The sequence below is a fragment of the Streptomyces sp. P6-2-1 genome (assembly GCF_050613165.1).
Classification (GTDB): Bacteria; Actinomycetota; Actinomycetes; order Streptomycetales; family Streptomycetaceae; genus Streptomyces.
Genome location: NZ_CP192513.1, coordinates 1,512,844 through 1,539,287 on the forward strand (window position 1 = coordinate 1,512,844; position 26,444 = coordinate 1,539,287).

The 26,444-nt window shown below is 70.8% G+C and carries 22 protein-coding genes and 1 riboswitch; of the genes, 4 read left to right on the top strand and 18 right to left on the bottom strand.

The window, feature by feature from the left end:
- Positions 1–21: 21 nt before the first annotated feature.
- The 6 genes from ACQYWQ_RS06685 to ctaE form a co-directional block, all read right to left on the bottom strand.
- The gene (locus ACQYWQ_RS06685; protein ID WP_431032983.1) at positions 22–1,374 is read right to left on the bottom strand and encodes an aminotransferase class V-fold PLP-dependent enzyme; all 1,353 of its coding nucleotides are present in this window, start codon (positions 1,372–1,374) and stop codon (positions 22–24) included.
- A gap of 242 nt (positions 1,375–1,616) precedes the next feature.
- Positions 1,617–1,734: riboswitch (SAM riboswitch) on the bottom strand.
- Positions 1,735–1,866: 132 nt separating this feature from the next.
- Positions 1,867–2,931 carry an anthranilate phosphoribosyltransferase gene (trpD, locus tag ACQYWQ_RS06690; RefSeq protein WP_431032984.1) on the bottom strand — a complete coding sequence of 355 codons (1,065 nt, stop codon included), beginning with the start codon at positions 2,929–2,931 and terminating at the stop codon, positions 1,867–1,869.
- 168 nt (positions 2,932–3,099) lie between these two features.
- On the bottom strand, positions 3,100–4,749 hold the full coding sequence (qcrB, locus tag ACQYWQ_RS06695; protein WP_431032985.1) for a cytochrome bc1 complex cytochrome b subunit: 1,650 nt from the start codon (positions 4,747–4,749) through the stop codon (positions 3,100–3,102).
- Positions 4,746–5,798 carry a cytochrome bc1 complex Rieske iron-sulfur subunit gene (gene qcrA / locus ACQYWQ_RS06700; protein ID WP_431032986.1) on the bottom strand — a complete coding sequence of 351 codons (1,053 nt, stop codon included), beginning with the start codon at positions 5,796–5,798 and terminating at the stop codon, positions 4,746–4,748. Before qcrA ends, qcrB begins: the two co-directional genes overlap by 4 nt.
- The gene (qcrC, locus tag ACQYWQ_RS06705) at positions 5,795–6,604 is read right to left on the bottom strand and encodes a cytochrome bc1 complex diheme cytochrome c subunit (protein ID WP_431032987.1); all 810 of its coding nucleotides are present in this window, start codon (positions 6,602–6,604) and stop codon (positions 5,795–5,797) included. Before qcrC ends, qcrA begins: the two co-directional genes overlap by 4 nt.
- 62 nt (positions 6,605–6,666) lie before the next feature.
- Positions 6,667–7,287, bottom strand: a complete 621-nt coding sequence (gene ctaE / locus ACQYWQ_RS06710) for an aa3-type cytochrome oxidase subunit III (RefSeq protein WP_431032988.1) — start codon at positions 7,285–7,287, stop codon at positions 6,667–6,669.
- A 175-nt stretch (positions 7,288–7,462) separates the two neighbouring features.
- Here ctaE and ACQYWQ_RS06715 point away from each other — a divergent pair, with 175 nt between their 5' ends.
- A complete protein-coding gene (locus ACQYWQ_RS06715) occupies positions 7,463–7,864 on the top strand; it encodes a hypothetical protein (protein ID WP_431032989.1) in 402 nt (133 codons plus the stop codon).
- Between the two features lie 149 nt (positions 7,865–8,013).
- Here the strand turns inward: ACQYWQ_RS06715 and ACQYWQ_RS06720 are convergent, their stop codons facing one another.
- From ACQYWQ_RS06720 to ctaC, 4 genes are all read right to left on the bottom strand, one after another.
- Positions 8,014–9,273, bottom strand: a complete 1,260-nt coding sequence (locus ACQYWQ_RS06720) for an Ig-like domain-containing protein (RefSeq protein WP_431032990.1) — start codon at positions 9,271–9,273, stop codon at positions 8,014–8,016.
- A gap of 131 nt (positions 9,274–9,404) precedes the next feature.
- Positions 9,405–9,803: a cytochrome c oxidase subunit 4 gene (locus ACQYWQ_RS06725; protein ID WP_431032991.1), complete on the bottom strand. Its 399-nt coding sequence runs from the start codon at positions 9,801–9,803 to the stop codon at positions 9,405–9,407.
- Positions 9,800–11,536, bottom strand: coding sequence for an aa3-type cytochrome oxidase subunit I (ctaD, locus tag ACQYWQ_RS06730; RefSeq protein WP_431032992.1), 1,737 nt, complete (start codon positions 11,534–11,536; stop codon positions 9,800–9,802). Before ctaD ends, ACQYWQ_RS06725 begins: the two co-directional genes overlap by 4 nt.
- Positions 11,533–12,498 carry an aa3-type cytochrome oxidase subunit II gene (ctaC, locus tag ACQYWQ_RS06735; protein WP_431032993.1) on the bottom strand — a complete coding sequence of 322 codons (966 nt, stop codon included), beginning with the start codon at positions 12,496–12,498 and terminating at the stop codon, positions 11,533–11,535. Before ctaC ends, ctaD begins: the two co-directional genes overlap by 4 nt.
- 457 nt (positions 12,499–12,955) lie before the next feature.
- On the opposite strand from ctaC, the gene ACQYWQ_RS06740 reads away from it, so the two are divergent.
- Positions 12,956–14,329, top strand: coding sequence for a cysteine desulfurase/sulfurtransferase TusA family protein (locus ACQYWQ_RS06740; RefSeq protein ID WP_431032994.1), 1,374 nt, complete (start codon positions 12,956–12,958; stop codon positions 14,327–14,329).
- 16 nt (positions 14,330–14,345) lie between these two features.
- Here the strand turns inward: ACQYWQ_RS06740 and ACQYWQ_RS06745 are convergent, their stop codons facing one another.
- Positions 14,346–15,323 carry a carbohydrate kinase family protein gene (locus ACQYWQ_RS06745; RefSeq protein WP_431032995.1) on the bottom strand — a complete coding sequence of 326 codons (978 nt, stop codon included), beginning with the start codon at positions 15,321–15,323 and terminating at the stop codon, positions 14,346–14,348.
- Positions 15,324–15,567: 244 nt separating this feature from the next.
- On the opposite strand from ACQYWQ_RS06745, the gene ACQYWQ_RS06750 reads away from it, so the two are divergent.
- A complete protein-coding gene (locus ACQYWQ_RS06750) occupies positions 15,568–16,698 on the top strand; it encodes a hypothetical protein (RefSeq protein ID WP_431032996.1) in 1,131 nt (376 codons plus the stop codon).
- Between the two features lie 3 nt (positions 16,699–16,701).
- On the opposite strand, the gene ACQYWQ_RS06755 is transcribed toward ACQYWQ_RS06750, so the two are convergent.
- On the bottom strand, positions 16,702–17,121 hold the full coding sequence (locus ACQYWQ_RS06755) for a DUF4259 domain-containing protein (RefSeq protein ID WP_431032998.1): 420 nt from the start codon (positions 17,119–17,121) through the stop codon (positions 16,702–16,704).
- Between the two features lie 137 nt (positions 17,122–17,258).
- Positions 17,259–17,615 (bottom strand): HesB/IscA family protein, encoded by a 357-nt coding sequence (locus tag ACQYWQ_RS06760; protein WP_008748399.1) that lies wholly within the window; start codon positions 17,613–17,615, stop codon positions 17,259–17,261.
- 283 nt (positions 17,616–17,898) lie between these two features.
- On the opposite strand from ACQYWQ_RS06760, the gene nadA reads away from it, so the two are divergent.
- Positions 17,899–19,089 carry a quinolinate synthase NadA gene (gene nadA / locus ACQYWQ_RS06765; protein WP_431032999.1) on the top strand — a complete coding sequence of 397 codons (1,191 nt, stop codon included), beginning with the start codon at positions 17,899–17,901 and terminating at the stop codon, positions 19,087–19,089.
- 159 nt (positions 19,090–19,248) lie between these two features.
- Here nadA and ACQYWQ_RS06770 read toward each other — a convergent pair whose 3' ends face one another.
- The 5 genes from ACQYWQ_RS06770 to ACQYWQ_RS06790 form a co-directional block, all read right to left on the bottom strand.
- Complete coding sequence (locus ACQYWQ_RS06770) at positions 19,249–22,383, bottom strand: efflux RND transporter permease subunit (protein WP_431033000.1); 3,135 nt, start codon at positions 22,381–22,383, stop codon at positions 19,249–19,251.
- 311 nt (positions 22,384–22,694) lie between these two features.
- Entirely contained in the window at positions 22,695–23,375 is a 681-nt protein-coding gene (locus ACQYWQ_RS06775) for a response regulator (RefSeq protein WP_431033001.1), read from the bottom strand.
- Positions 23,372–24,697 carry a sensor histidine kinase gene (locus tag ACQYWQ_RS06780; protein WP_431033002.1) on the bottom strand — a complete coding sequence of 442 codons (1,326 nt, stop codon included), beginning with the start codon at positions 24,695–24,697 and terminating at the stop codon, positions 23,372–23,374. The genes ACQYWQ_RS06775 and ACQYWQ_RS06780 overlap by 4 nt, the downstream gene beginning before the upstream one ends.
- Positions 24,698–25,013: 316 nt before the next feature.
- The gene (gene pspAA / locus ACQYWQ_RS06785) at positions 25,014–25,295 is read right to left on the bottom strand and encodes a PspA-associated protein PspAA (RefSeq protein WP_007828100.1); all 282 of its coding nucleotides are present in this window, start codon (positions 25,293–25,295) and stop codon (positions 25,014–25,016) included.
- Positions 25,296–25,425: 130 nt separating this feature from the next.
- Complete coding sequence (locus ACQYWQ_RS06790) at positions 25,426–26,220, bottom strand: PspA/IM30 family protein (protein WP_431033003.1); 795 nt, start codon at positions 26,218–26,220, stop codon at positions 25,426–25,428.
- Between the last annotated feature and the right edge of the window lie 224 nt (positions 26,221–26,444).

Here is a 26,444-nt window from a genome sequence, read left to right on the forward strand (position 1 = left end):
CGCCCCTCCCTCGGCTCCCGCTCAGACCGCGGGCACGCAGCGCCCGCCCTCGGTCCTGTACGTCCAGCGCGCGCCCTTCTCGACCAGCTCGCGCACCGCGCCGAGGAAGCGCTCCACGTGCTCGTCGGGCGTCCCCGCGCCGAAGCTGACCCGCACCGCGTTGAGCGAGCCGCCCTCGGGAGCCCCGCACTCGCCGGGCGCCCCGGCGTCCGCGCCGAGCAGCGTGCGGACCAGCGGGTGGGCGCAGAAGAGCCCGTCGCGGACCCCGATCCCGTACTCGGCCGAGAGCGCGGCGGCGAGGTGCGAGCTGTTCCAGCCGCTCACGACGAAGGAGAGCACGCCGACCCGCTCGGCCTCGGGCCCGAAGAGCCCGAGGACACGGACGCCCTCGATCGCGGCGAGCCCGTCCCTGACCCGCGCGACGAGCTGCTGCTCGCGGGCGACGAGCGCGTCGAAGCCCGCCTCCGTGAGGGCCTTGCACGCGGAGGCGATCGCGTAGGCGCCGATGACGTTCGGCGAACCGGCCTCGTGGCGGGCCGCCCCCTGGTGCCACTCGACGTCCACGCCGCCGTCCGCGCGCCTGCTCACGGCACGGCTCGCGCCGCCGCCCGCGAGGTAGGGCTCGGCGTCCTCCAGCCAGTCCGCGCGGCCCGCGAGCACCCCGGCGCCGAAGGGCGCGTACAGCTTGTGGCCCGAGAAGGCGACCCAGTCCACGTCGAGGTCCTGGACCGAGACGGGGTGGTGCGGGGCGAGCTGGGCCGCGTCGAGGACGATCCGCGCGCCGTGCGCGTGCGCGACGCGGGCCAGCTCGGCGACGGGCCACAGCTCCCCCGTCACGTTCGACGCGCCCGTGACACACACGAGGGCAGGTCCCCGGCCGGTACGGGCCCTGAGCGCGCCCTCCAGCGTCGTGACGGCGTCCGCGGGGCTGCGCGGGGCGTCGAGGTGGGTCACGGCGGCGGTGCGCCAGGGCAGCAGCGAGGCGTGGTGCTCGGTCTCGAAGACGTACACCTCACAGCCCGCGGGCAGCGCGGCGGCGAGGAGGTTGAGCGAATCGGTCGTGGAGCGCGTGAAGACCAGCTCGTCGTCCGCGCGGCAGCCGAGGAAGGCGGCGACGTCCGCGCGGGCGGTCTCGAACAGCTCGGTGGACAGCTGCGAGAGGTACCCGGCGCCGCGGTGCACGCTGCCGTAGTAGGGGGCGTAGGCGGCGACGTCGTTCCAGACGCGCTCCAGGGCGGGGGCGCTCGCGGCGTAGTCGAGCGCGGCGTACTCGACCTCGCCGCCGGTGACGAGCGGCACGCGCACCTCGCGGCCGAGGACGGGCAGCGGGGCGGCGAGGGCGGCGGTGGCGGAGGCGGTGGCGGAAACAGACATGGCGAACTCCCGTACGTGGAGGCGGAAGGCAGCGGAAGGCGAGCTGCGAGGACGGGGGCGGCGGGCGGTACGAAGGGCCCGGCGGCCCAGGACGGCGAAGGGCGCCGCACCCTGACGTGGTGAAGGGTGTGCGCCCTACGACATTCGCTTGCTCACGGAGAACCGCTCCCTCGACGACCAGGACCCCTGGTGCCTGACGCCGCGAAAGGGAGGTGTGCCAACGCCCCTGACGGGCGCGGAGGGGTCCGCGCTTGCCGCAGACCTCGCTGCCTGCGGCCAGGTCTTCACCCGGGGCACCCCGCCACGGACGGAGGGTTGCCGGACAGCAGGCCGGGGCCGTAGTCGCTGTCACTCATGACCTGCCAGCATCCTGCCACAGGGCCCCGCGCCGGGCCCAGGGGGTTCCAGCATGCGAAACGGGCGGTACGCGCCCGAGGCCCGTACCGCCCGTGCCGGTGAAGCGGCGCCAACCGCCGCCCGCCCCGGTGGCGGTCAGCTGTTGCTCGCCCTGACCCAGCGCTCCAGCGCCGCCTCCGCGGCCCCCGAGTCGAGCGCTTCCGCGGCCCGCGCCATGCCCTCCCCGATCCGGTCCCTCAGCGACTCCCCGCTCGGGCGCAGGGCGGCGAGGGCCGCCGCCGAGTTGAGGAGCACCGCGTCGCGCACCGGGCCGCGCTCGCCCGCGAAGAGGCGGCGGGCGACCTCCGCGTTGTGCGAGGCGTCGCCGCCGCGCAGGGCCGTGACCGGCGAGAGCGTGAGGCCGACGTCGCGCGGGTCGAAGCTCTCCTCGCGCACCGCGCCGTCCTGGACGATCCACACGCGCGAGGTCGCCGCCGTCGTGAGTTCGTCGAGACCGTCGTCGCCCCGGAAGACGAGCGCCGACGAGCCGCGCGCGGCGAGCACCCCGGCCATGATCGGCGCCATCCTCGCGTCGGCCACGCCGGTGGCCTGGGCGCGGACCCGGGCCGGATTGGTGAGCGGCCCGAGGAAGTTGAAGGTCGTACGGATGCCCAGTTCACCGCGTGCCGCGGCGACGTACCGCAGCGCCGGGTGGAACTTCACGGCGAAGCAGAAGGTGATCCCCGCTTCCTCCGCGACCTGCGCGACCCGCTCCGGGCTCAGCTCCAGGTTGACGCCGAGCTTCTCCAGGACGTCGGAGGCCCCCGAGGCCGACGAGGCGGCGCGGTTGCCGTGCTTGACGACCTTCGCGCCCGTCCCCGCGACGACCACGGCGGACATCGTCGAGATGTTGACGGTCTTGGCCCCGTCCCCGCCGGTACCGACGATGTCGACGGCGTCGCCGGGGACGTCGATGGTGCGGGCGTGCGCGTACATCGCCTCGACGATGCCGCTGATCTCCTCGACGGTCTCGCCCTTGGCGCGCAGGGCCACGGCGAAACCGGCGATCTGCGCGTCGGTCGCCTCGCCCCGCATGATGCGGTCCATCGCCCAGGCGGTGTCGGCCGCGGACTGGTCACGGCCCGAGAGGAGTCCGTCGAGTACGGCCGGCCAGGAGCGGGCCGCCGCGGTATCGCCTCCGACGGGGTGCACAGCGCTCATGGCCGCTCCTGGTGTGTGGGTACGGGGGCGGGGGCGCAGCGCGCCGGCCGCCGTCTCTTCGTCCCCCACCTTATCGGCGCGCGGACAGCGCGAAGGGCCCCGTCCGCCCACCGGGAAGGTGGGACGGGACGGGGCCCTCAGGTGGCGTGTGGCGTGACAGTGCGGGGATCAGTGGTGGCCGTGGCCGCTCGTGATCTCCTTGTACTCCTCCTCCGTCGGCTTCGGGATCTGGGTCCCGTCGCCGTAGTAGCCCTTGGAGAGCTTGGAGCGGAGCTTCTCGGCGCCGGAGACCTTGCGCTTGACGCCGTTCTCGTCGGTGGTCTCGCCGATCTCGAAGGGCTTGACCTGCTCGTGCGCGGTGAGCGTGTAGCGCTGCTCGGCGCTGAGCGGCTCGTGCACCTCGATGAACTCACCGTGCGGCAGGCGCTTGATGACGCCGGACTCGCGCCCGTGCAGCACCTTCTCCCTGTCGCGGCGCTGGAGGCCGAGGCAGATCCGCTTGGTGATGATGAAGGCGACGACAGGGCCGACGAAGAAGCCGATCCGCACGAACCAGCTGATCGCGTTGAGCGACAGGTGGAAGTGGGTGGCCCACAGGTCGTTGCCACCGCCGACGAGCGTGATCATGTACATCGTCACCCAAGCGACACCGAGGCCCGTGCGGACCGGGGCGTTGCGCGGGCGGTCGAGGATGTGGTGCTCGCGCTTGTCCCCGGTGACCCAGGACTCGATGAACGGGTAGACCGCCATCGCGCCGAGGACGAGACCGAAGACCACCAGCGGGATGAACACACCGAGGACCAGCGTGTGGCCCCACAGGTTGATCTCCCACCCCGGCATGACACGGATGAGACCTTCGGCGAAGCCCATGTACCAGTCGGGCTGGGCGCCGGTGGACACCTGGTCGGGCCGGTAGGGGCCGATCGCCCAGATCGGGTTGATCGTCGCGATACCGGCGATGGCCGCGATGACACCGAAGACGAGGAAGAAGAAGCCTCCGGCCTTCGCCATGTACACCGGGAGCAGCGGCATCCCGACGACGTTCTTCTCGGTGCGTCCGGGGCCCGCGTACTGCGTGTGCTTGTGGTAGAAGACCAGGATCAGGTGGCCCACCATGAGCCCCAGCATGATGCCGGGCAGCAGCAGGATGTGGATCGAGTAGAACCGGGCGACGAAGTCGCCGCCGGGGAACTCCCCGCCGAACAGGAACATCGAGATGTACGTGCCGACGATCGGCACGGACAGGATCGCGCCCTGCGTGAAGCGGACACCGGTGCCGGAGAGCAGGTCGTCCGGGAGCGAGTAACCGGTGAACCCGGTGAACATGCCCAGGGCGAAGAGCAGGAAGCCGAACAGCCAGTTGATCTCACGCGGCTTGCGGAAGGCGCCCGTGAAGAAGACGCGCATCATGTGCACGAACATGCCGGCGAGGAAGATGAGCGCGGCCCAGTGGTGGATCTGCCGGATGAGCAGACCGCCGCGGACCTCGAAGCTGATCTTCAGCGTGGAGGAGAACGCCTCCGACATGAGCTGGCCCTGCATGGGGCCGTAGACGCCGTGGTACTCCACCTCGTTCATGCTCGGGTGGAAGAACAGCGTCAGGTACACACCCGTGAGGATGATGATGATGAAGCTGTACATGCAGATCTCGCCGAGCATGAAGCTCGGGTGGTCCGGAAAGATCTTGCGCATGTTGGACTTGGCCAGGCTGTAGATGCCGAGCCGTCCGTCCGCCCAGTCGGCGAGCCGTTCCCCGGCGGGCGCCTGACTGCGGTCCGGCGCGTCCGCGCCGGGTGCATGTGTGGTCTCGGTGCTCATCCGCGCTCCCAGAAGGCAGGACCGACGGGCTCGTCGAAGTCGCCGAGCGCTTCGAGGTAACCCTCGTCGTTCACGCCGATCCGCAGCTGCGGCAGCGGGTGACCGGCCGGGCCGAAGATCACTCGGGCGCCGTCGGAGAGGTCGAAGGTGGACTGGTGGCACGGGCAGAGGACGTGGTGCGTCTGCTGCTCGTACAGGCTGATCGGGCAACCGACGTGGGTGCAGATCTTGGAGTAGGCGACGATGCCCTGGTGCGACCAGTCCAGCTCGCGCTTGTCCTTGATGTTCTCCGGGGCGATCCGGATGATCATCAGGGCGGCCTTGGCGATCTGGTTCTGGAAGTCGTGGTCCGTCTCCTCCAGGCCCTCGGGCTTGGCGAACGTCAGCGAACCGGTGATGACGTCCTCGGGACGCAGCGGCTCGTTGGTGTTCATGTTGACGATGACCGAGCCCTTTTTCCACTTCGTGGAGCGGAGCTTCTTCTCGGGCAGCGGGCCGAGGTCGCGAAGGAGCACGACGCCGGAGAGCGGCACGAGGGCCAGCGCGCCGAACATCGAGTTGCGGATGAGCTTGCGGCGCCCGATGACGGAGTCCTTGGCGCCCTGCTTGAAGTCCGCGATGACCTTCGCGCGGGTGTCGTTGTCGGCCTCGATGTCGTGGCGCTCGTCGACCAGCTCGACGTCCGACATCAGGGTGCGCGCCCAGTGGACGGCGCCCGCGCCGATCGAGAACAGCGCGAGGCCCAGCGTCAGGCCGAGCGAGAAGTTCAGCGCGCTGACGTGCCCGAAGGGCCAGATGTAGACGATCTTGCCCGGCTTGAAGATCACGTACGAGGCGATGAAGCCGGCCGTCGCGAGCATCGACAGGGTGAAGAGGAAGGCGACCACGCGCTCGCTGCGCTTGGCGGCCTGCTCGTCCAGGTCCTGGATGCGGTGCTCGTGGGGCGGCAGCCCCGGGTCGGCGAAGGGGTTCTTCGCCAGCTCGGCCGAGTGCTCCTCGGCGCCCTGCCCTGCGGGCAGGTTCTCTTCGGGATTGTCTTGGCTGCTCATGACTTCTTGGCCTTTGCGGTCCGGACGGCGACCCACGTGGCGACGGCGATCAGCGCACCGAGCCCGAAGACCCAGGCGAAGAGACCTTCACTCACCGGACCGAGACCCCCGAGGCTGAGACCACCGGGGTTGGTGGCCTTGTCCCCGTTGACGTCGCGCAGGTAGGCGATGATCTGCTTCTTCTGCTTCTCCGGCATCGTGGTGTCGGGGAAGGAGGGCATGTTCTGCGGGCCGGTCTGCATGGCCTCGTAGAGGTGCTTCGGGTCGACGCCCTCAAGCGAGGGAGCGAACTTGCCGTGCGTCAGCGCGCCGCCCTCGCCGGTGAAGTTGTGGCACTGCGCGCAGTTGGTACGGAAGAGCTCGCCGCCCTTGGCGCTGTCCGACCCGGCGGGGTCGTACTGGTTCTTGGTCGGCACCTCGGGACCGGCGCCGAGCGAGGCGACGTAGGTCGCGAGCTGGTCGATCTCCTTCTCGGAGTAGATGACCTTCTTGCGGGGCGCCTGGGCGCCCTGCTGCTGGAGCGGCATACGGCCGGTACCGACCTGGAAGTCGACGGCCGCGGCGCCCACGCCGACGAGGCTCGGCCCGTCGCTGCTGCCCTGTCCACCGGTTCCGTGGCAACTGGCGCAGCCGACGTCGTAGAGCTTCTTGCCCTCGTCGATCTTGAGGGACTGGGCTGTTTCCTCAGCCTGTGCCTTGTCCGCAGGCGCGAACGCGGCGTACAGCCCCCCGGTGGCCGCCAGCGCGAGGAGTAGGACGACGACCGCCGCCAGCGGATGGCGTCGTCGTACGGAGAGCTTTTTCACGGATTACCCCGGTGTCAGGATCTTCTGCGTCGGTGCTACTGGATGTGGGCTTCTCGCCCGGATTACTTGATCAGGTAGATCGTGGCGAAGAGGCCGATCCAGACGACATCGACGAAGTGCCAGTAGTAGGACACGACGATGGCCGCAGTGGCCTGGTGATGTGTGAACCTCTTGGCCGCGTACGTCCGGCCCAGGACAAGCAGGAAGGCGATGAGGCCGCCCGTCACGTGCAGTCCGTGGAATCCGGTCGTGAGGTAGAAGACGGAACCGTAGGGGTCGGAGGAGAGCGAGAGCCCCTCTTCCTTGACCAGGTCCGTGTATTCGAAGATCTGACCTCCGATGAAGATCGCACCCATCACGAAGGTGATCGCGAACCAGGTACGGAGCTTCTTCACATCGCCGCGCTCGGCGGCGAAGACGCCGAGCTGGCAGGTGAGAGAGGAGGCCACCAGGATGGCGGTGTTGGTACCCGAGAACGGAACGTTCAGGGCATCCGCCATTTCCTTCCAGTGATCCGGTCCGGTCACCGATCGCAGGGTGAAGTACATCGCGAAGAGGGCCGCGAAGAACATCAGCTCGGAACTCAGCCAGATGATGGTTCCGACGCTGGTGAGGTTCGGCCTGTTGACCGACGGGTGCGCGGGCCCGGTTTCTACTGTCGTTGCTGTCGCCACGACCGACATTATGTCGGTCGCTTATCCCGCCCTCACTCCCGGGGGTGCCGTTCGGTGTGTCCGCCCCGTGTGTCGGGCCCGAACAGCCCATCGTTGAGCTGTTCACAGCGGTGTTGACGGGCAGTCGGACGGAGTAGCATCCGGCCCACCGGGGACCCGGTCACACCCGAGGCCAGGAGGAGAAATGCAGCCGATCGCCACCGTGCTGATCTACAGCGACAACGCCGAAACCCGCACCCAGGTACGGCTCGCCACCGGCCGCAGGCCCGCCCCCGGCGCCCCCGATGTGCAGTTCGTGGAGTGCGCGACGCTCCCGGCCGTGCTGAAGGAACTGGAGCGCGGCGGCATCGACGTCTGCGTCCTGGACGGCGAGACGGCCCCCGCGGGCGGTATGGGCGTCTGCCGGCAGATCAAGGACGAGATCTTCCGCTGCCCCCCTGTCCTGCTCCTGATGGGCCGCCCGCAGGACGCCTGGCTCGCCACCTGGAGCCGCGCCGACGCCGCGGTGACCCTCCCGGTGGACCCGGTGGAGTTCGCGGGGGCACTGGCGGGCCTGCTGAAGAAGGACAGCCTCTCCGGCGTGTGAGGAGCGGGGCGTGGGAGGAGCGGGCCTGTGAGGAGCGGGGCGCGGGCCGGAGCGGTCCGCGCGGCAGCGTCCCGCGGACCCACGCGGAAGGCCCTCCCCGCGCGCTGGACGGCGCGGGGAGGGCCTTGGGGATTCACTCGCCCGAGTGATTACAGCTGCGGCCGCAGCCGCGCCTGCTCGACCCCGCCGGGGGCCGTGTTGTGTCCGCTCCCGGTCACCGCACTGCCCTCCCGCCACTTGGCCCAGCTCAGATTCCAGTCCCCGAATCCGTTCCCGAACGGCGCCATCTGCTCGCCGCCGCTGTTGACGACCCGCACGATGTCCCCCTCCCGCACGGTGTCGAAGAACCAGTGCGCGTTGCCTGTGCTCATCCCCACGCACCCGTGGCTCGTGTTCGCCGAGCCCTGCGAGCCGACCGACCACGGCGCGGCGTGCACGTATTCACCGCTCCATGTCACCCGGGTGGCCCAGTAGACCGGCAGGTCGTAGGACTCCGAGCTGCCCGCGGCGATGCCGACGCTGCCGCTGCGCATCCGGACGAAGGACTCCTTGCCCAGGATCACCTTGATCCCGTTGCGGGTCGAGAAGCCCGGCTTGCCGGTGGTCACCGGCAGGGTTTTTATCTCCTCGCCGTTCTTGCGCACCGTCATGTGGTGGCTGCCGGAGTCGACGAGCGCCTCGATGCGGTCGCCGAAGCTGAGCGAGAGCGGCTTCGCCTCGCCGCCGCGCAGGGTGTCGGTGACCTTCACGCCGTCGAGGTGGGCGCTCACGTTCACCTTGGAGTGCGCGGGCCAGTACGTACGGGGCCGGTAGTGGAGTTCCTTGGAGTCCACCCAGTACCAGGAGCCTTCGACGTCCTGCGAGGACTCGACCTTGAGGGAGCGTTCGACGACCGCGCGCGCGGCCTTGTCCTTGACCGGGGCGCTCAGCTCGGCGGTGATCGGCTGCCCGACCCCGTACGTGCCGGTCTTGGGGCCGAAGGTCACCTTGAGGCGGTTCTTGCCCGCGTCGGCGGTGTGGAAGCGAAGGGTCTTCAGCCCGGGCGCGCCGTCCTTGTTCTCGGTGGCGACACGCACCGTGTAGTCGGCGGCGGCGGCGAGGGGGCCTGTCGAGTGCCAGCGGGTCCCGTCGGCGGAGAGTTCCCCCGCGACCTGGCGGCCGAGGCCGTCGGCGGCCGTGACGTCGGTGATCCGGCTGTCCTTGCCCTTGACCGTCACCTCCAGCGGCTTGTCCGGGTTGACGCGTTCGGCGCCCGCCGTGTTGAAGGTGACGTGCCCCGCCGCGTCGTACGGCCGGGCGGTCAGCGAGTTTCCACGGGCGTCGCCGCCGCAGGCCGAGAGGCCGGCTCCAAGAGCGGCCACCAGCACAGTGCAGCTCAGTACCGTACGGGTTCGCGGTGTGTGGCTCATGGCCTCAACGTACGGAGCCGACGCCCGTTCAGCGCGGCCGACTGGGCTGTTCGAGTGGCCCCGGAGGGCGCGAAAAGAGGGGCCAGGACCCACCCTGCGGTGTGTCCTGGCCCCTCCTGACGCAGCATGTGCTACTGGTTCTGGTTTTCTCCGCGGTAGTACTCGAAGACCCAGCCGAAGAGGCCGATCAGCAGGATCGGGGCCGAGAAGTAGAGCAGCCACCAGCCGACGGCCACGGCGAGGAAGGCCAGCGCGCCACCGACGCTCAGCGCGAGCGGCTGCCAGCTGTGCGGGCTGAAGAAGCCCACCTCGCCGGCGTCGTCGGCGACGTCGGCCTCCTTGTTGTCCTGCGCGCCCGCATCGATCCGCCGGGCGGTGAACGCCAGGTAGTAACCGATCATGATGCAGAGCCCGAAGGCGAGGAAGAGTGCCGTGGTACCGGCCGGCTCCTTCGACCACACGCCATAGACGACCGCCATGGCGAGGACGAAGACGCTCAGCCAGATGAACATCTTGCCCTGGACCTTCACCGTCCGGCCTCCTTGCCGCCGACGAGCGCGGTGTCGCGCTGGTCGCCGTTCTCCAGCTGGTCGAGGGCCGCGATCTCCGGGTGGTGGAGGTCGAAGGCCGGGGATTCACTGCGGATGCGGGGCAGCGAGGTGAAGTTGTGCCGCGGCGGCGGGCAGGAGGTCGCCCACTCCAGGGAGCGGCCGAAGCCCCACGGGTCGTCCACCTCGATCTTCTTGCCGTACTTGGCGGTCTTCCAGACGTTGTAGAAGAACGGCAGGATCGACAGGCCGAGCAGGAAGGAGCTGATGGTCGAGACCGTGTTCAGCGCGGTGAAGCCGTCGGCGGCCAGGTAGTCGGCGTACCGGCGCGGCATGCCCTCGGCGCCCAGCCAGTGCTGGACGAGGAAGGTGCCGTGGAAGCCGACGAAGAGGGTCCAGAAGGTGATCTTCCCGAGCCGCTCGTCGAGCATCTTGCCGGTGAACTTCGGCCACCAGAAGTGGAATCCGGCGAACATCGCGAAGACGACGGTACCGAAGATCACGTAGTGGAAGTGCGCGACGACGAAGTACGAGTCCGAGACGTGGAAGTCCAGCGGCGGGGCCGCGAGGATCACGCCGGTCAGACCGCCGAAGAGGAAGGTGATCAGGAAGCCGATCGACCAGAGCATCGGTGTCTCGAAGGACAAGGACCCCTTCCACATCGTTCCGACCCAGTTGAAGAACTTCACGCCCGTTGGCACGGCGATCAGGAACGTCATGAAGGAGAAGAACGGGAGGAGTACCCCGCCGGTCACGTACATGTGGTGCGCCCACACCGTCACCGAGAGACCGGCGATGGCGATGGTCGCGCCGATGAGGCCCACGTAGCCGAAGATCGGCTTGCGCGCGAAGACCGGAATGACTTCGGAAATGATGCCGAAGAATGGCAGCGCGATGATGTACACCTCTGGATGGCCGAAGAACCAGAAGAGGTGTTGCCAGAGCAATGCCCCGCCGTTTGTCGCGTCGAATACATGCGCCCCGAATTTTCGGTCGGCTTCGAGTGCGAAGAGCGCCGCGGCGAGCACGGGGAAGGCGAGCAGCACCAGGACACCGGTGAGCAGCACGTTCCAGGTGAAGATCGGCATGCGGAACATCGTCATGCCGGGGGCGCGCATGCAGATGATCGTGGTGATGAAGTTGACCGAGCCGAGGATCGTGCCGAAGCCGGAGAAGGCCAGGCCGAGAATCCACATGTCGGCGCCGACGCCCGGGGAGCGGACCGCGTCCGAGAGCGGCGAGTAGGCGAACCAGCCGAAGTCGGCCGCGCCCTGCGGGGTGACGAAGCCGCCCACCGCGATGACCGAGCCGAAGAGGTACAGCCAGTACGCGAACATGTTCAGCCGCGGGAAGGCCACATCGGGGGCACCGATCTGGAGCGGCATGATCCAGTTGGCGAAACCGGAGAACAGCGGCGTCGCGAACATCAGCAGCATGATCGTGCCGTGCATCGTGAACGCCTGGTTGAACTGCTCGTTCGAGATCAGCTGCGTACCGGGCCTGGCCAGCTCGGCGCGCATGATGAGCGCGAGCACACCGCCGATGCAGAAGAAGATGAACGACGTGATCAGGTAGAGCGAGCCGATCGTCTTGTGGTCGGTGGTGGTCAGCCACTTCACCACGACGTTTCCGGGTTCACGGCGGCGGACCGGGGGCTCGGAGACGAGCGTCCCTTCCGCGGTCGCGACCCGCTGAGGGTCGTTGTCGATACTCACAGGTTCTTCGTCTCCCGGTTCTTCTCGTGACCCGACTGCTCGATACCGGCCGGGATGTAACCGGTCTGGCCGTCCTTGGCGAGCTGCTTGAGGTGGGCCTCGTAGCGCTCGGGCGAGACGACCTTGACGTTGAAGAGCATCCGGGAGTGGTCGACGCCGCAGAGTTCGGCGCACTTGCCCAGGAAGGTGCCCTCCTTGTTGGGGGTCACCTCGAAGGCGTTGGTGTGACCCGGGATGACGTCCTGCTTCATGAGGAAGGGAACCACCCAGAAGGAGTGGATGACGTCACGCGAGGTCAGGACGAAACGGACCTTCTCGCCCTTGGGGAGCCACAGGGTCGGACCCGGGTTCCCGGTCTGGGGGTTCCGGTCGGCCGGGGTGCCGGCGACGTAGACCCCTTCGGCGCCCTTGGGGAAGTCCGCGGCGAAGCGGTCCGGGATCGCCTTGAGTTCCTTGGACTTCGCGGCGTCGCCTGTGGAGTCGTCCCCATCGACGTTCTCGATGTAGTTGAAGCCCCAGCTCCACTGGTAGCCGACCACGTTCACCGTGTGGGTCGGCTTGTCCGAGAGGTCCATGAGCTTCGACTCGTCGCGGGCGACGAAGTAGAAGAGGACCGAGACGATCAGCAGAGGGACAACCGTGTACAACGTCTCAAGAGGCATGTTGTACCGGGTCTGCCGGGGTACCTCGACCTTGTGGCGGCTGCGCCTGTGGAAGAACGCGCTCCACAGGATCAGCCCCCAGACGAGGACACCCACGGCGAGGGCCGCCGCCCAGGAGCCCTGCCACAGCGAAAGGATGCGCGGCGCCTCCTCCGTGGTGGGCGTGGGCATACCAAGGCGGGGGAAGTCCTTGTATGAGCAACCGGTAGCGGTTACCAGGATCAGGCCCGCAGTCAGCACCTGCGGCAGCTTCCGCCGCATCGGGCGCCGCGACGAGCGGTCGGAGCCGTTGGGACTCACGTAGCGCCTTCCCGAGAGTCTCGCCCGCACCGAGGCGTACGCGGCCTTCACGCTGGTCGGTCGCCGTGCCCCCGCGGCGGGCAGGGTTTGGATGTTTATGCGGACCAAACCCTACTGGACTCAATTTGGGGTCGCGCGGGGAGGGTCCCCAACGCGCCGCAGCACTCCCCGAAGGGGTGGAATCGCCCCTCGCGCAGGCCATCTGACGCCCCTTCTCCCCGGGCGCGTGCGGCGCGCCGCGGGGGGCGCGGGAAAGAACGCCGAAAAGAAGGAGTGCGGCGCCGGGCGTGTCGCGCGGCCGCTCGGGAGGGGGACGGGTGGGGACGGTGTGGTTGTCGTACGGGTAACGGGGGGCGGGGTTCTCGCACGGGGGTGAGGGCGCGGCGCTCCCGTGCGGGTGGACGGGGGGGGCGGGGCGGGCGCGAGGGCGCGGGCGGGCCGGGGATAGCGTGACCGGGTGCCGTACTTCGACGTGGCCTCCGCCGCCCCGCTCCACCCTGTCGCCCGGCAGGCGTTGCTCGCCGCTCTCGACGAGGGCTGGGCCGATCCGGCCAGGCTCTACCGCGAGGGGCGGCGCGCCCGGCTGCTCCTGGACGCGGCCCGCGAGGCCGCCGCCGAGGCCGTGGGCTGCCGCCCCGACGAACTCGTCTTCACGCCCTCGGGCACCCGCGCGGTCCACGCCGGGCTCGCCGGGGCGCTCGCGGGCAGGCGGCGCGTGGGCAAGCACCTCGTCGTCTCGGCGGTCGAGCACTCCTCCGTCCTGCACGCGGCCGAGGCGCACACGCGTGCGGGTGGTGAGGTGACGGAGGTCGGGGTGTCCCGTACGGGCGCCGTCGACCCGGACGCGTACGCCGCCGCGCTCCGTACCGGCACCGCGCTCGCCGTGCTCCAGTCGGCGAACCACGAGGTGGGCACGGTGCAGCCGGTCGCCGATGTGGCCGGGGTCTGCCGCGCGGCGGGCGTGCCGCTGCTCGTGGACGCGGCGCAGTCGCTCCTGTGGGGGCCCGTGGAGGGCGACTGGTCGCTGCTCGCGGCGAGCGCGCACAAGTGGGGCGGGCCCGCGGGCGTCGGTCTGCTCGTCGTACGCAAGGGCACGCGTTTCGCGCCCCAGGGTCCCAGCGACGAGAGGGAGGGCGGGCGGGCTCCCGGCTTCGAGAACCTGCCGGCGATCGTCGCTGCGGCGGCCTCGCTCCGCGCCGCGCGCGCCGACGCGGTGGCGCGGGCCGGGGAGTTGCGCGCGCTGACGGAGCGGCTGCGGGAAGAGGTACCGCTGCTCGTGCCGCGTACGGAGGTGGTGGGCGATCCGGAGCGGCGGCTGCCGCACCTGCTCACCTTCTCCTGTCTCTACGTGGACGGCGAGAGCGTGCTCAGCGCGCTCGACCGGGCCGGTTTCTCCGTCTCGTCCGGTTCGTCCTGCACGAGTTCGGCCCTGACCCCGAGCCACGTCCTGCGCGCGATGGGTGTCCTGAGCGAGGGCAATGTGCGCGTCTCGCTCCCCGTGGACGTGCGGGCGCAGGACGTGGACCGCTTCCTGGAGGTGCTGCCCGGCGTGGTGGCCGGGGTCAGGGAGCAGCTCGGCGCCCCGGTGGAGGAGGAGCCGCCCGGCGAGGCGGGAGGCGGGCCGCTCGTCGTCGACGCCCTCGGCAAGCGCTGCCCGATCCCGGTCATCGAACTCGCGAAGGTCTTCCCGCGCGTGCCTGTCGGCGCCACGGTGACCGTCCTGTCGGACGACGAGGCGGCGGCCCTGGACATCCCGGCGTGGTGCGAGATGCGGGGCCAGGAGTACGTGGGACGCGAGGGGACGGCGTACACGGTGCGGCGCACCGGCTGAGCCGTCCCCCGGCTCGTCACACGGACAGGTGCGCCCGTACCTCTTCGCCCGCCTCGGTGCCGTAGCACTTCGTGAAGCGGTCCATGAAGTGCGTCCGCTCCAGCTGGTACTCCTGCGTCCCGACCGTCTCGATGACGAGCGTCGCGAGCATGCAGCCGACCTGCGCGGCGCGCTCCAGGCTCACGCCCCACGCGAGGCCCGAGAGGAAACCGGCGCGGAAGGCGTCGCCGACGCCTGTCGGGTCCGCCTTGCGCCGCTCCTCGGGGACGCCGACCTCGATGGGCTCGTCCCCGACCCGCTCGATCCGCACGCCGTTGGCGCCGAGCGTCGTGACGCGGTGGCCGACACGACCGAGGATCTCGGCGTCGGTCCAGCCGGTCTTGGACTCGATGAGGCCCTTCTCGTACTCGTTCGAGAAGAGGTAGGTGGCACCGTCGAGGAGCGTACGGATCTCCTCGCCCTCCATGCGCGCGATCTGCTGCGAGAAGTCGGCGGCGAAGGGGATGCCGCGGCTGCGGCACTCCTCCGTGTGGCGGAGCATCGCCTCGGGGTCGTCGGCGCCGATCGTGACGAGGTCGAGACCGCCGACGCGCTCGGCGACGGCCTGGAGTTCGATGAGGCGGGCCTCGCTCATCGCGCCCGTGTAGAAGGAGCCGATCTGGTTGTGGTCCGCGTCCGTCGTGCAGACGAAACGGGCGGTGTGCAGGACCTCCGAGATGTGCACCGAGGCGGTGTCGACGCCGTGGCGGTCGAGCCAGGCGCGGTAGTCGTCGAAGTCGGGGCCCGCGGCGCCCACGAGGATCGGCTTCGTGCCGAGCTGGCCCATGCCGAAGGCGATGTTGGCCCCGACCCCGCCGCGCCTGACGTCGAGGTTGTCGACGAGGAAGGAGAGGGAGACCGTGTGCAGCTGGTCGGCGACGAGCTGATCGGCGAAGCGGCCGGGGAAGGTCATGAGGTGGTCGGTGGCGATGGAGCCGGTGACTGCGATCCGCACGGGAACTCCTGCTAGGGGGCGGGATGGTCGGTTCACGTTATCCGGCGTGGCTCGGCCCGTTCGCGGGTGGCCCTCGCGGGACTCCGCCCCGGGCCCCGATTCCTGGGACTCCGCCCCGGGTCCCGATTCCCGGGGCTCGGCCCCGGGCCCCGCTCCTCAAGCTCCGCGCGGGCTTGTCCCAGCGGAACCGCTCGCGGAGGTGTCGCGTCAGATCTTCGTCCGTATCCACGAGGCTGGAGTTGGCATGAGCATGAAACTACGGCTTGTCGCCGGGCTTGGCATGGTGCTGCTCGTCGGGGCCTGCGGGAGCGGCGGGCCCGTCTCGAACGGGCCGCCGCCCGGGATCGCTCCCGGGGAGCCCGATCCGCGCGGAGTGCGGTACCGGATGGCGGGGGACCTGCCCGAAGGGCCCGGCAAGGGCGGGGTTTACGGGGTGGACGGTGCGGTGTCGCGGGGGGAGGCGGAGCGGCTGGCGCGGGCGCTCGGGATGGCCGGGGGTGTGCGGGCCGTGGGGGGTGAGTGGCGCGGTCAGGGGCTGGTCGTGGCGCGGCAGGCTCCCGGCGCGTGGAGTTACACGGCCAAGGGGGACAAGTGCGCGCGGGGGTGCTCCGCGCCGACCGAGGCCGAGGCGCGCGAGGGGGCGCGGCCCGTGTTCGCGGCGCTCGGGCTCGCGGACGCCGAGGTGCGCGCCGGGGAGGTACAGGGGACGAGCCGGGTCGTGGCGGCCGATCCCGTCGTCGACGGGCTGCCCACGGACGGGTGGTCGACGCGGCTCAGGCTCGCGGCAGGCGGCGAGGTCGCCGGCGGTACGGGGCGGCTCGACGTGCCCCGTACCGCCGGCCGGGACCGGTACCCGGTGCGGTCCGCGGCCGAGGCGCTCGCGGCACTCAACGAGGGTGCGGGGGACGGGAGTTCGGTCGTCCGCGTCACGCGGGCGCGCTTCGGGCTCGCGGCGCGTACGCGGGAGGGGCGCCCCGTCCTCGTACCGGCCTGGCTCTTCTCCGTACCGCCCCCGCGCACGACGCTCGCGCAGACCGCGATCGAGGAGCGATACCTCGCTCCGGGCGGGCCCCGGCACCCGGGCGGAGCCTCCTCCGTGGGCCCCGGTGCCGAGATCCGCTCCGTGCCGCCCGTCTCGTACGCGGCGGCGGGGCGCGAGCTGAGCCTCCGCTTCACCGGCGGCGTCTGCGCCCGCTACCGGGCGCACGCGGAGGAGAAGGACGGTCAGGTGCGCGTACGTCTCACGGAGGAGAAGGAGCCCGGGAAGATCTGCGTCATGATCGCGAAGGACCTCACCCGCTCGGTGACCCTCGACCGGCCCCTCGGCGACCGGAGCGTCGTGACGACGGAGGGCGAGCCGATCCCCGCGGCCTGAGCCTCAGTCCAGCGCGCGCGGCTCCCCCACCGGCTCGGGTTCCAGGGCCGCGCGCAGGCGGTCCATCGTCCCGTGCCAGGACGGCGCGCCCTCCCACAGGGCGAGGAGTTCGCACGGCGCGGTGAGGACCCGTTCGAGGGCCGCGAGGGCGAGGGGGCGCAGGGCCGTGAGGTCGGGAAGGGGCTCCTTGGGACCGTATCCGGAGCCGGCCGCCTCGCCGCGCGGGCACTGGGCGGCGACGAGTGCCGCCGCCGCGACCGCATGCTCGGCGTCGTCGAGATACGCGTCGGGCGGGGTGTCCGCCGCGTACGCCAGGGCGGCCCTGACCAGTTCGGCGCGCCCGGCCGCTTCGGTGTCGTCCAGCTCGTCGCACCAGTCGGCGGCCGTGTCGTTGTCGAACGGCCCGCTGTCCCACGTACCCATGCGCTCTCCCTTGTCGTCGTGGCGGGCGGCATCCTCGCAGCCGCCACCGACAACCGGGGGGACGACGAAGGCGGCGATCCCCCGGAGGGGACCGCCGCCTTCTTCCTGCTCGCGTTCGCGGGGAACGCGCGGGTGACTCAGTGGAAGGAGTCGCCGCAGGCGCAGGAGCCGGTCGCGTTCGGGTTGTCGATCGTGAAGCCCTGCTTCTCGATCGTGTCCACGAAGTCGATCGAGGCGCCGCCGAGGTACGGGGCGCTCATGCGGTCGGTGACGACCTTGACGCCGCCGAACTCCTTGACGACATCGCCGTCGAGCGAGCGCTCGTCGAAGAAGAGCTGGTAGCGCAGGCCCGAGCAGCCGCCGGGCTGGACGGCCACGCGCAGCGCGAGGTCGTCACGGCCTTCCTGGTCCAGCAGGGCCTTGACCTTCGACGCGGCGGCGTCGGACAGGAGGATGCCCTCGCTCACGGTGGTGGTCTCGTCCGATACGGACATCTGCTTCTCTCCCGGGTTGTACGGAGACTGCTTGCCGACGTTCCAACCGGCACGCTCTGGGCGTTATTCCCGCGCGGCCGCAAGCCGCGTTCCCTCATCGTCGCATACGGCACCGGGACGGGTCAGGGGTGGCGAAGGGGCACACATCACATCGGGCCGCGCGGTGTCGTCAATCTGACGGTAAGCAGATATTATGGATAACGTCAATACGACGAAAAGGGGGCGGCGTCCGAGAGCGGCGTCCCCGGAGCGGCCGCACCGCCGCCTGTCCAGAGAAGAAAGGGTGCGTGACGTGACCACGGCCCAGCCCCCCGTCGATCTCGATGTGCAGCCCACCCCGCTCGCCCTGCTGCTGCTCGGCCGCGAGGCCGACCCCCGCAGCGAGCGCGGCGTGGAGTGCCCGGGAGATCTCCCCGAACCCTCCGACCCCGACCTCGTGGCCCGCGCCCGCGCGGCCAAGGAGAAGCTGGGCGAGAAGGTGTTCGTCCTCGGCCACCACTACCAGCGGGACGAGGTCATCCAGTTCGCCGACGTCACCGGCGACTCCTTCAAGCTCGCCCGCGACGCGGCCGCGCGTCCCGAGGCGGAGTACATCGTCTTCTGCGGCGTGCACTTCATGGCCGAGTCGGCCGACATCCTCACCTCCGCGCGCCAGCAGGTGATCCTCCCCGACCTCGCCGCGGGCTGCTCGATGGCCGACATGGCGAGCGCCGAGCAGGTCGCCGAGTGCTGGGACGTCCTCACCGATGCGGGGGTGGCCGACCAGGTCGTCCCCGTCTCGTACATGAACTCATCGGCGGACATCAAGGCGTTCACCGGGCGCCACGGCGGCACCATCTGCACCTCGTCGAACGCGAAGCGGGCCCTGGAGTGGGCCTTCGGCGAGGGCGAGAAAGTGCTCTTCCTGCCCGATCAGCACCTCGGGCGCAACACCGCGGTGCGCGACATGGGGATGTCGCTCGACGACTGCGTCGTCTACAACCCGCACAAGCCGAACGGCGGGCTCACCGCCGAGCAGCTGCGCGCCGCGAAGATGATCCTGTGGCGCGGGCACTGCTCCGTGCACGGGCGCTTCTCGCTCGACTCGGTGAACGAGGTGCGCGAGCGGATTCCCGGCGTACGGGTGCTCGTCCACCCCGAGTGCAAGCACGAGGTCGTCTCGGCCGCCGACGAGGTGGGCTCGACCGAGTACATCATCAAGGCGCTCGACGCGGCCCCGGCCGGGTCGAAGTGGGCCATCGGGACGGAACTCAACCTCGTGCGGCGGCTCGCGAAGGCGCACCCGGACAAGGAGATCGTGTTCCTCGACCGGACCGTGTGCTTCTGCTCGACGATGAACCGGATCGACCTGCCGCACCTCGTGTGGACGCTGGAGTCGCTGGCGGAGGGGAAGGTCGTCAACCGGATCGAGGTCGACGAGGAGACCGAGACGTACGCGAAGGCGGCGCTGGAGCGGATGCTGGCGCTCCCGTAGGGGCCGGACTCGTGGGGGCCTCCCGTAGGGGTGGGCCGGATTCGTGGTGCTCCGCCCCACAGCCCGCTCCGCAAGCGCCGGAGGGGCTGGATTGTGATGGCTGAGCCCCCTGCCACAAGGATCGTGGCAGGGGGCTCAGCTCGTTCTCGTACCGCTTCCTCAGACGTTCACGGGTTCCCTCGGGGTCGGGACCTCCGTGCCGTCGTCGCCCTTCTTCTTCGCCTTCTTCGCCGCCCTGCGCTCCTTCCGCAGCTCGACCATCGCGTAGAGGGTCGGGACGAGGAGGAGGGTCAGGAGGGTCGAGGTGACGAGGCCGCCGATGACGACCACCGCGAGGGGCTGCGAGATGAAGCCGCCCTCGCCGGTGATGCCGGTCGCCATCGGGATGAGGGCGAAGATCGTCGCGAGCGCCGTCATGAGGATCGGGCGCAGACGGTGGCGGCCGCCCTCGGTGACCGCCTCGATGACCCCGTAGCCCCGCGAGCGGTACTGGTTGATGAGGTCGATCAGGACGATCGCGTTGGTCACCACGATGCCGATGAGCATCAGCATGCCGATCATCGCGGGGACGCCCAGCGGGGTGCCCGTGATGAGGAGCAGGCCCAGCGCGCCGGTCGCGGCGAAGGGGATCGACACGAGCAGGATCAGCGGCTGGATGAGCGAGCGGAAGGTGCCGACGAGGAGCAGGAAGACGATCGCCACGGCGGCGAGCATGGCGAGCGCCAGCTTGCTGAGCGAGTCGTTCTGGTCCGCCGTCACGCCGCCGATCTCGGTCGTGGCGCCCTGCGGAAGCTTCAGCTCGTCGAGCTTCTTGCTCAGCTCGGCGCTGATCGAGCCGGTGTCGTCGCCGACGGGCTTGGCGGTGACCGTGGCGGCGCGGGCGCCGTCGATACGGGTCATCGAGACCGGTCCGTCGACGAGCTGGACCGTCGCGAGGTCGCCGAGCTTCGCGCCGCCGACCGGGAGGGCCTTCAGCTCGGCGAGCGTCGTCGCCGGGTGCGCGGAGCGGACCACGACATCGCGCTCGGTGTCGTCGAGCGTCGCCGTGGTGGTCCTGGTGCCGTTGACCTGCTCGGCGACGAGGGCGCCGAGTGCCGCCTGGCTGAGACCGGCGTCGGCGGCCGCGGGCTTCGCGGTCACAGAGATGCGCGGCACCGAGGTGGCGAGGTCGTTCTCGACGGACTTGACGTCGTCGATCTTCTTGACGGCGTCGGTGACCTGCTGGGCCGCCTTCGCGAGCGTGTCGCCGTCGGGGGCCTTCACGACGACCGAGAGGTCCTGGTCGCCGAAGCCGCCACCGCCGGAGACCTTCAGCTCCCCGGCCCCGTCCAGCTTCTTGAAGCCGCTTTCCAGGGCGTCCTGGACCGTGTCGGCGTCGTCCTCGCTCTTGAGCTTGATCTGGTACGAGGCGTGGTTGGAGTCGGTCGAGCCGCCGAAGGCCGCCATGAAACCGGAGGAGCCCACGGTGACCTGGACATCCCCGACCCCGTCGATGCCGTCGAGGAGCTTCTCGACCTTCTTCGCCGCTTCGTCGGTCTTCGCGAGGCTCGTGCCCGGCGGAAGCTCCTGCGTGGCGCTCAGCGAGTCCTGGCCGCTGTCGTCGAAGAAGTTCGTCTTGAGCTGCGTGGCCATGCCCAGCGTGATGACGAGGACGAAGACCGCGATGAGCAGCGAGGTGACCCTGCGCCGGGTCGCGAAGCCGATGACCGGCAGGTAGGCGCGCTGGAGGCGGCCCTGGGACTCCTTCTCCTCGGCGGCGCGGCGCGCGGCCTCGGCGTCCTCGGGGCTCGTGATGTCCTTCGGGCCGCGCAGGAACCAGTACGAGAGGACCGGGACCACGGTGAGCGAGACGAGGAGCGAGGCGAGCAGCGCCGAGGTGACGGTGAGCGAGAAGGAGCTGAAGAGTTCGCCGACGATGCCGCCGACGAGACCGATCGGCAGGAAGACGGCGACGGTGGTGAGCGTCGACGCGGTGACCGCTCCGGCGACCTCCTTGACCGCGGTGAGGATCGCCTCCTTGCGCTCCTCGCCGTAGCCGAGGTGCCGCTTGATGTTCTCCAGGACGACGATCGAGTCGTCGACGACGCGGCCGATCGCGATGGTCAGCGCGCCGAGGGTGAGCATGTTGAGCGAGAGGTCCCGTGTCCACAGCACGATGAGCGTGAGGAGCACGGAGAGCGGGATGGAGACCGCGGTGACGAGCGTCGAGCGGATCGAGGCGAGGAAGACCAGGATCACGACGACGGCGAAGCCGAGGCCGAGCGCGCCCTCGGTGGTGAGGCCGCTGATCGCCTTGGAGACCGGCGGGCCCTGGTCGACGACGACCTTGAGGTCGGCGCCCTCGCCGAGCGAGTCGCGCAGGTCGTCGAGCTTGTTCTTGACGGCCTTGGAGATGCCGACGGCGCTGCCGTCCTTGTCCATCGTCACCGCGACGGCGAGGCTCGGCTTGCCGTCGGTGCGGGTGATCGAAGTGGCGGTCGCCTCCTGCTGCTTGACGCTCGCGACGCCGCCGAGGCGGACCGGCTTGGCCACGCCTTCGCCGCCCTGGCCCGGCTGCCCGACGACGCGCAGGTCCTCGATCTGCTTCAGCGAGGTGAAGGGCGTGCCGACCTGGACGGTGCGGTTCTCGCCGTTCTCGTCGAAGGAACCGGCGGGCATCGTGACGCCGCCGGCCTTGAGCGCGTCACCGAGCGCGGCGGCGCTCAGGCCCGCGCGGGCGAGCTTCGCGTTGTCCGGCGTGATCGTGACCTGGAGTTCGCGGACCCCGTCGATGGTGACCTGCGAGACGCCGTCGATCGACTTCAGCTCGGGCACCACGGTGCGGTCGAGCTGGTCGGAGAGTGCCTGCTGGTCCTTGGGCGAGGTGGCGGCGAGTACGACGGTGGGGATGTCGTCGGTGGAACCGGCGACGACCTGCGGGTCGACGCTGTCGGGCAGCTGGGCGCGGGCGCGGTTGACGGCCTGCTGGACGTCGGCGACGAGCTGCTTGGTGCCGCTGCCGAAGTCGAACTGCGCCATGACGACGGCGTTGCCCTCGCTGGCGGTCGACGTCGTCGTGGAGAGGCCGTCCACGGCGTCGAGCGACTTCTCCAGCGGCTCGACGACCTGCTTCTCGACCACGTCGGGCGACGCTCCCTGGTAGGGGGCGATGACCGACACCATCGGGAGTTCGATATTGGGCAGCAGCTGCTGCTTGAGCTGAGGTATCGCGATCGCTCCGAAGACGATCGCGACGATCGACATCAGCCCGATGAGGGCGCGTTGAGCGAGGCTGAATCTCGACAGCCAGGACATGTGTTCTCTCTCTGTGGCTACGCGGCAAGGGCGGGGCGCACGGTCCTGATCCGCCGGGTGCCGGGCGGGTCCCGGTGCGGTGGGGAAGACGGGGCGACCGTACCCCTCCACGATGCGGCATGCCGAAAGCCGGTTCGAGCGCTCCCAGGACCATTTCGTACGGGCGCTCTACTGCGGTCGGAGTAGGCGGGGACCCGCGCCGTGTCAACCCCCGGGCTGAGCGTGCGGGTGGAGACCCGTAGGGGACAGGGCTCAACCCAGGGGTGGAGAGGGAGATATGCCCGGTCTGCCCGGCCTCGTACCGCATCGCGTCACTCCGTGCGCGGGCGGACCAGTCCCGTCTCGTAGGCGATGACGACGAGTTGGGCGCGGTCGCGCGCGCCGACCTTGGCCATCGCGCGGTTCACGTGGGTCTTGACGGTGAGCGGGCTGACTTCGAGGCGTTCGGCGATCTCGTCGTTGCTGAGCCCAGCGGCGACCTGCACGAGTACCTCCCGCTCGCGCCCGGTGAGCGCGGCGAGGCGCGCGCTGTCCACGCCGGCGGCGGGGCCGGTCCCGGGCGCCTGGGCGAGGAAGCGCGTGATGAGGCTCCTGGTCGCCGCCGGGGACAGGAGCGCGTCGCCCGCCGCGGCGGTACGGATCGCGCCGAGCAGTTCGGAGGGCTCCGCGCCCTTGCCGAGGAAGCCCGCCGCTCCGGCGCGCAGCGACTGCACGACGTACTCGTCGACCTCGAAGGTCGTGAGCATCACGACGTGCACGGCGGCGAGCGCGGGGTCCGCGCTGATCTGCCGCGTCGCGGCGAGGCCGTCGGTCCCCGGCATACGGATGTCCATGAGGACGACGTCGGGCAGGTGGCTCGCGGCGAGCCCGACGGCCTCCGCGCCGTCGGACGCCTCGCCGATCACCTCCATGTCGTCCTCGGAATCGACGAGGACGCGGAAGGCGCTGCGCAGCAGGGCCTGGTCGTCGGCGAGCAGCACACGGATCGTCATCGGCGCTCCTGGTCGCGGCTCTCGGCCCTCTCCCCCGCGCGCCCCGCGCCGCGCGGAGGCGCGCTCTGCCCGGGGACGGGGACGGGGGCGGGCGCGGTGGGGTCGGGTGGTTCGAGTGGCAGTATCGCGTGGACGCGGAAGCCGCCCCCGAAGCGGGGGGCCGCCGTGAGGTGGCCGCCGAGCGCGGCGGCGCGCTCGCGCATCCCGAGCAGCCCGTGCCCGCCGTCCTCGGCCGGTCCCTCGGCCTCGGCGCCGCGCCCGTCGTCGAGCACCGTCACCTCGACCTGGCTCCCTACCCGTACCACGCTGATCTCGGCCTGCGCCCCGGCGCCCGCGTGCTTCTGCACGTTGGTCAGCGCCTCCTGCACGACGCGGTAGGCGGCGAGGTCGACGGCGGCGGGCAGGGGCCCGCCCGCGAGGGGCTCGGGGGTGACGAGGCGGACGGGCAGCCCGGCGTCGCGGAAGGTGCCGAGCAGGTCGTCGAGGCGTTCGAGCCCGGCGGTCGGCTCGGTCGGCGCGGTGGGGTCCCCGGACTGGCGCAGCAGCCCGACGGTGGCGCGCAGTTCGTCGAGCGCGGAGCGCGAGGCGCGGCGCACATGGGCGAGGGCCTCCTTGGCCTGGTCGGGGCGGCGGTCCATGACGTGCGCGGCGACCCCGGCCTGCACGTTGACGAGGGCGATGTGGTGGGCGACGACGTCGTGGAGGTCGCGGGCGATGCGCAGGCGCTCCTCGGCGACGCGGCGCCTGGCCTCCTCCTCGCGGGTGCGCTCGGCGCGGTCGGCGCGCTCGCGCATCGCGGTGATGAAGGCGCGGCGGCTGCGCACCGCGTCGCCCACGGCGACGGCCATCCCGGTCCAGGCGAGCAGCCCGAAGTTCTCCTGCGCGTACCAGGGCAGCGGTCCGGTGAGCATCGCGACGCCGACCAGCACGGCGCTCGTGAGCAGCCCGATGCGCCAGGCGGTGGGTCTGTCGGTGTGCACGGCGAAGGTGTAGAGCGCGATGCCGCAGGCCACGACGACGGGTGCGCGCGGATTCCCCGTGGCCAGTTCGACGGCCGTGCACAGCGCGGCGGCGAGGAGGACCCCCGCGGGGTACCTGCGGCGCAGTACGAGGGAGAGGGCGGCGAGGGTCATGAGGACGACGCTGAGCGCCTCGGGCGGCTGCTCGGACCAGCGCGGGCCGTCGGGCTGGTGCGGATTGCCGAAGCTGCCGACGATCATCCCGCAGAGCACGAAGGCGGCGAGCAGCGCGTCGGGCCCCGTCGGGTGCGCCTTCGCCCAGCGGCGGACGCCGTGCAGGGACGGGGGAAGGTGGTCGGCCATGACAGTCCTTTGCTGGCTCCCCCCGGGGCCGGTGGTCGGGCGGTGCGGGTCCGCACGGGGACGGGTCCGTACGGGGAGGACGGGTCCGTACGGGGACGGACTGGCGGTGCGGGGCCCCACGGGCCTCCTCGCCGCCGGTACGACGGGCGCGGTGCGCGTCCCGGGCACGGGGGCCCCGGCCGCGTACCGACCGACCCGTACGCCCCCGGGAGTGGTCCGCTCCCGGTGTCCGCGCGCGCCGCACCCCCCGTACACCTATGCCTCGGGGCGCCTCCGTCCGTGTGGCGGAAGCGCCCCGAGGGGGGTCCTTGCCCGGTCAGCCGGGGATGAGGCCCTCGTCGCCGCTGAGCAGGTCCCGTACCTCGTCGAGGCTCGCGTCGGGGGACGGGAGGATCAGCTCGGAGGGCTCCAGGGCGTCGTCGGGCAGCGGGCTGCCGAGCGAGCGCACCTTGTCCAGCAGGGCGTGCAGGGTCTTGCGGAAACCGGGGCCGTCGCCGTTCTCCATCTCGGCGAGCAGCTCCTCATCGAGCGTGTTCAGCTCGGCGAGGTGGCTCTCGGCCAGTGCGAACTGGCCCTCCCCCATGATCCGGACGATCATGACCTCTCCTCGGGCGGCTCGTGGGGGACGCCGCCTGGCGGTCCCCCGGCACTGCGGGGACGCGGCGGGCCCGTACGTGCTGCCGGACGCGCCGCTGCCCGGGCCCCCGGCGGGGACCCGGGCGAAGGGCTCACTGCTTGTCGAAGCGCGGGTCCCGCTGCGGGGCCTGCTGGCCCTGCTGCTCGGCCTGACCGGGCTCGATCGCCTGCTGGCCCGAGGTGCCCCCGGCCAGTTCGGCCTTCATCCGCTGGAGCTCCAGCTCGACGTCGCTGCCGCCGGAGAGGCGGTCCAGCTCGGCCTGGAGGTCGTCCTTGGCGAGCCCGGACGGATCGTCGAGGGCGCCCGAGGCGAGCAGCTCGTCGAGGGCGCCCGCGCGGGCCTGGAGCTGCGCGGTCTTGTCCTCGGCACGCTGGATCGCGAGACCGACGTCGCCCATCTCCTCGGAGATGCCCGAGAACGCCTCGCCGATGCGGGTCTGCGCCTGCGCGGCGGTGTAGGTGGCCTTGATGGTCTCCTTCTTGGTACGGAAGGCGTCCACCTTGGCCTGGAGGCGCTGCGCCGCGAGGGTGAGCTTCTCCTCCTCGCCCTGGAGCGTCTCGTGCTGCGCCTCCAGGTCGCCGACCTGCTGCTGGAGCGCGGCCCGGCGCGAGAGTGCCTCGCGGGCGAGGTCCTCGCGGCCCAGCGAGAGTGCCTTGCGGCCCTGCTCCTCCAGCTTGGCGGAGTCCTTGCGGAGCCCGTTGAGCTGGAGTTCGAGACGCTTGCGGGAGGTCGCGACGTCCGCGACGCCCCTGCGCACCTTCTGGAGCAGCTCCAGCTGCTTCGTGTACGAATAGTCGAGGGTCTCGCCGGGGTCCTCCGCCTTGTCGAGGGCCTTGTTAGCCTTCGCGCGGAAGATCATCCCCATACGCTTCATCACACCGCTCATGGGCTTCGCGCGCCCCCTTCTGACGGCCTTCGGCTCTCCTGCACTTCCAACAAGACCCACAGTACGGGCCCTGGGTCTATTACCGCACTGTCCGAGCGGCTTTCCGCTCCTCCCCAAGAACGACTAGTGCCCCGTGACACTCAGGCGTGAGGAGTAGCCGCCCGGCCCGCGCCCGGTGCACCACCCGGCCCCGCACCCCGCTCCGGTGGCCGGAATTCCCCGGT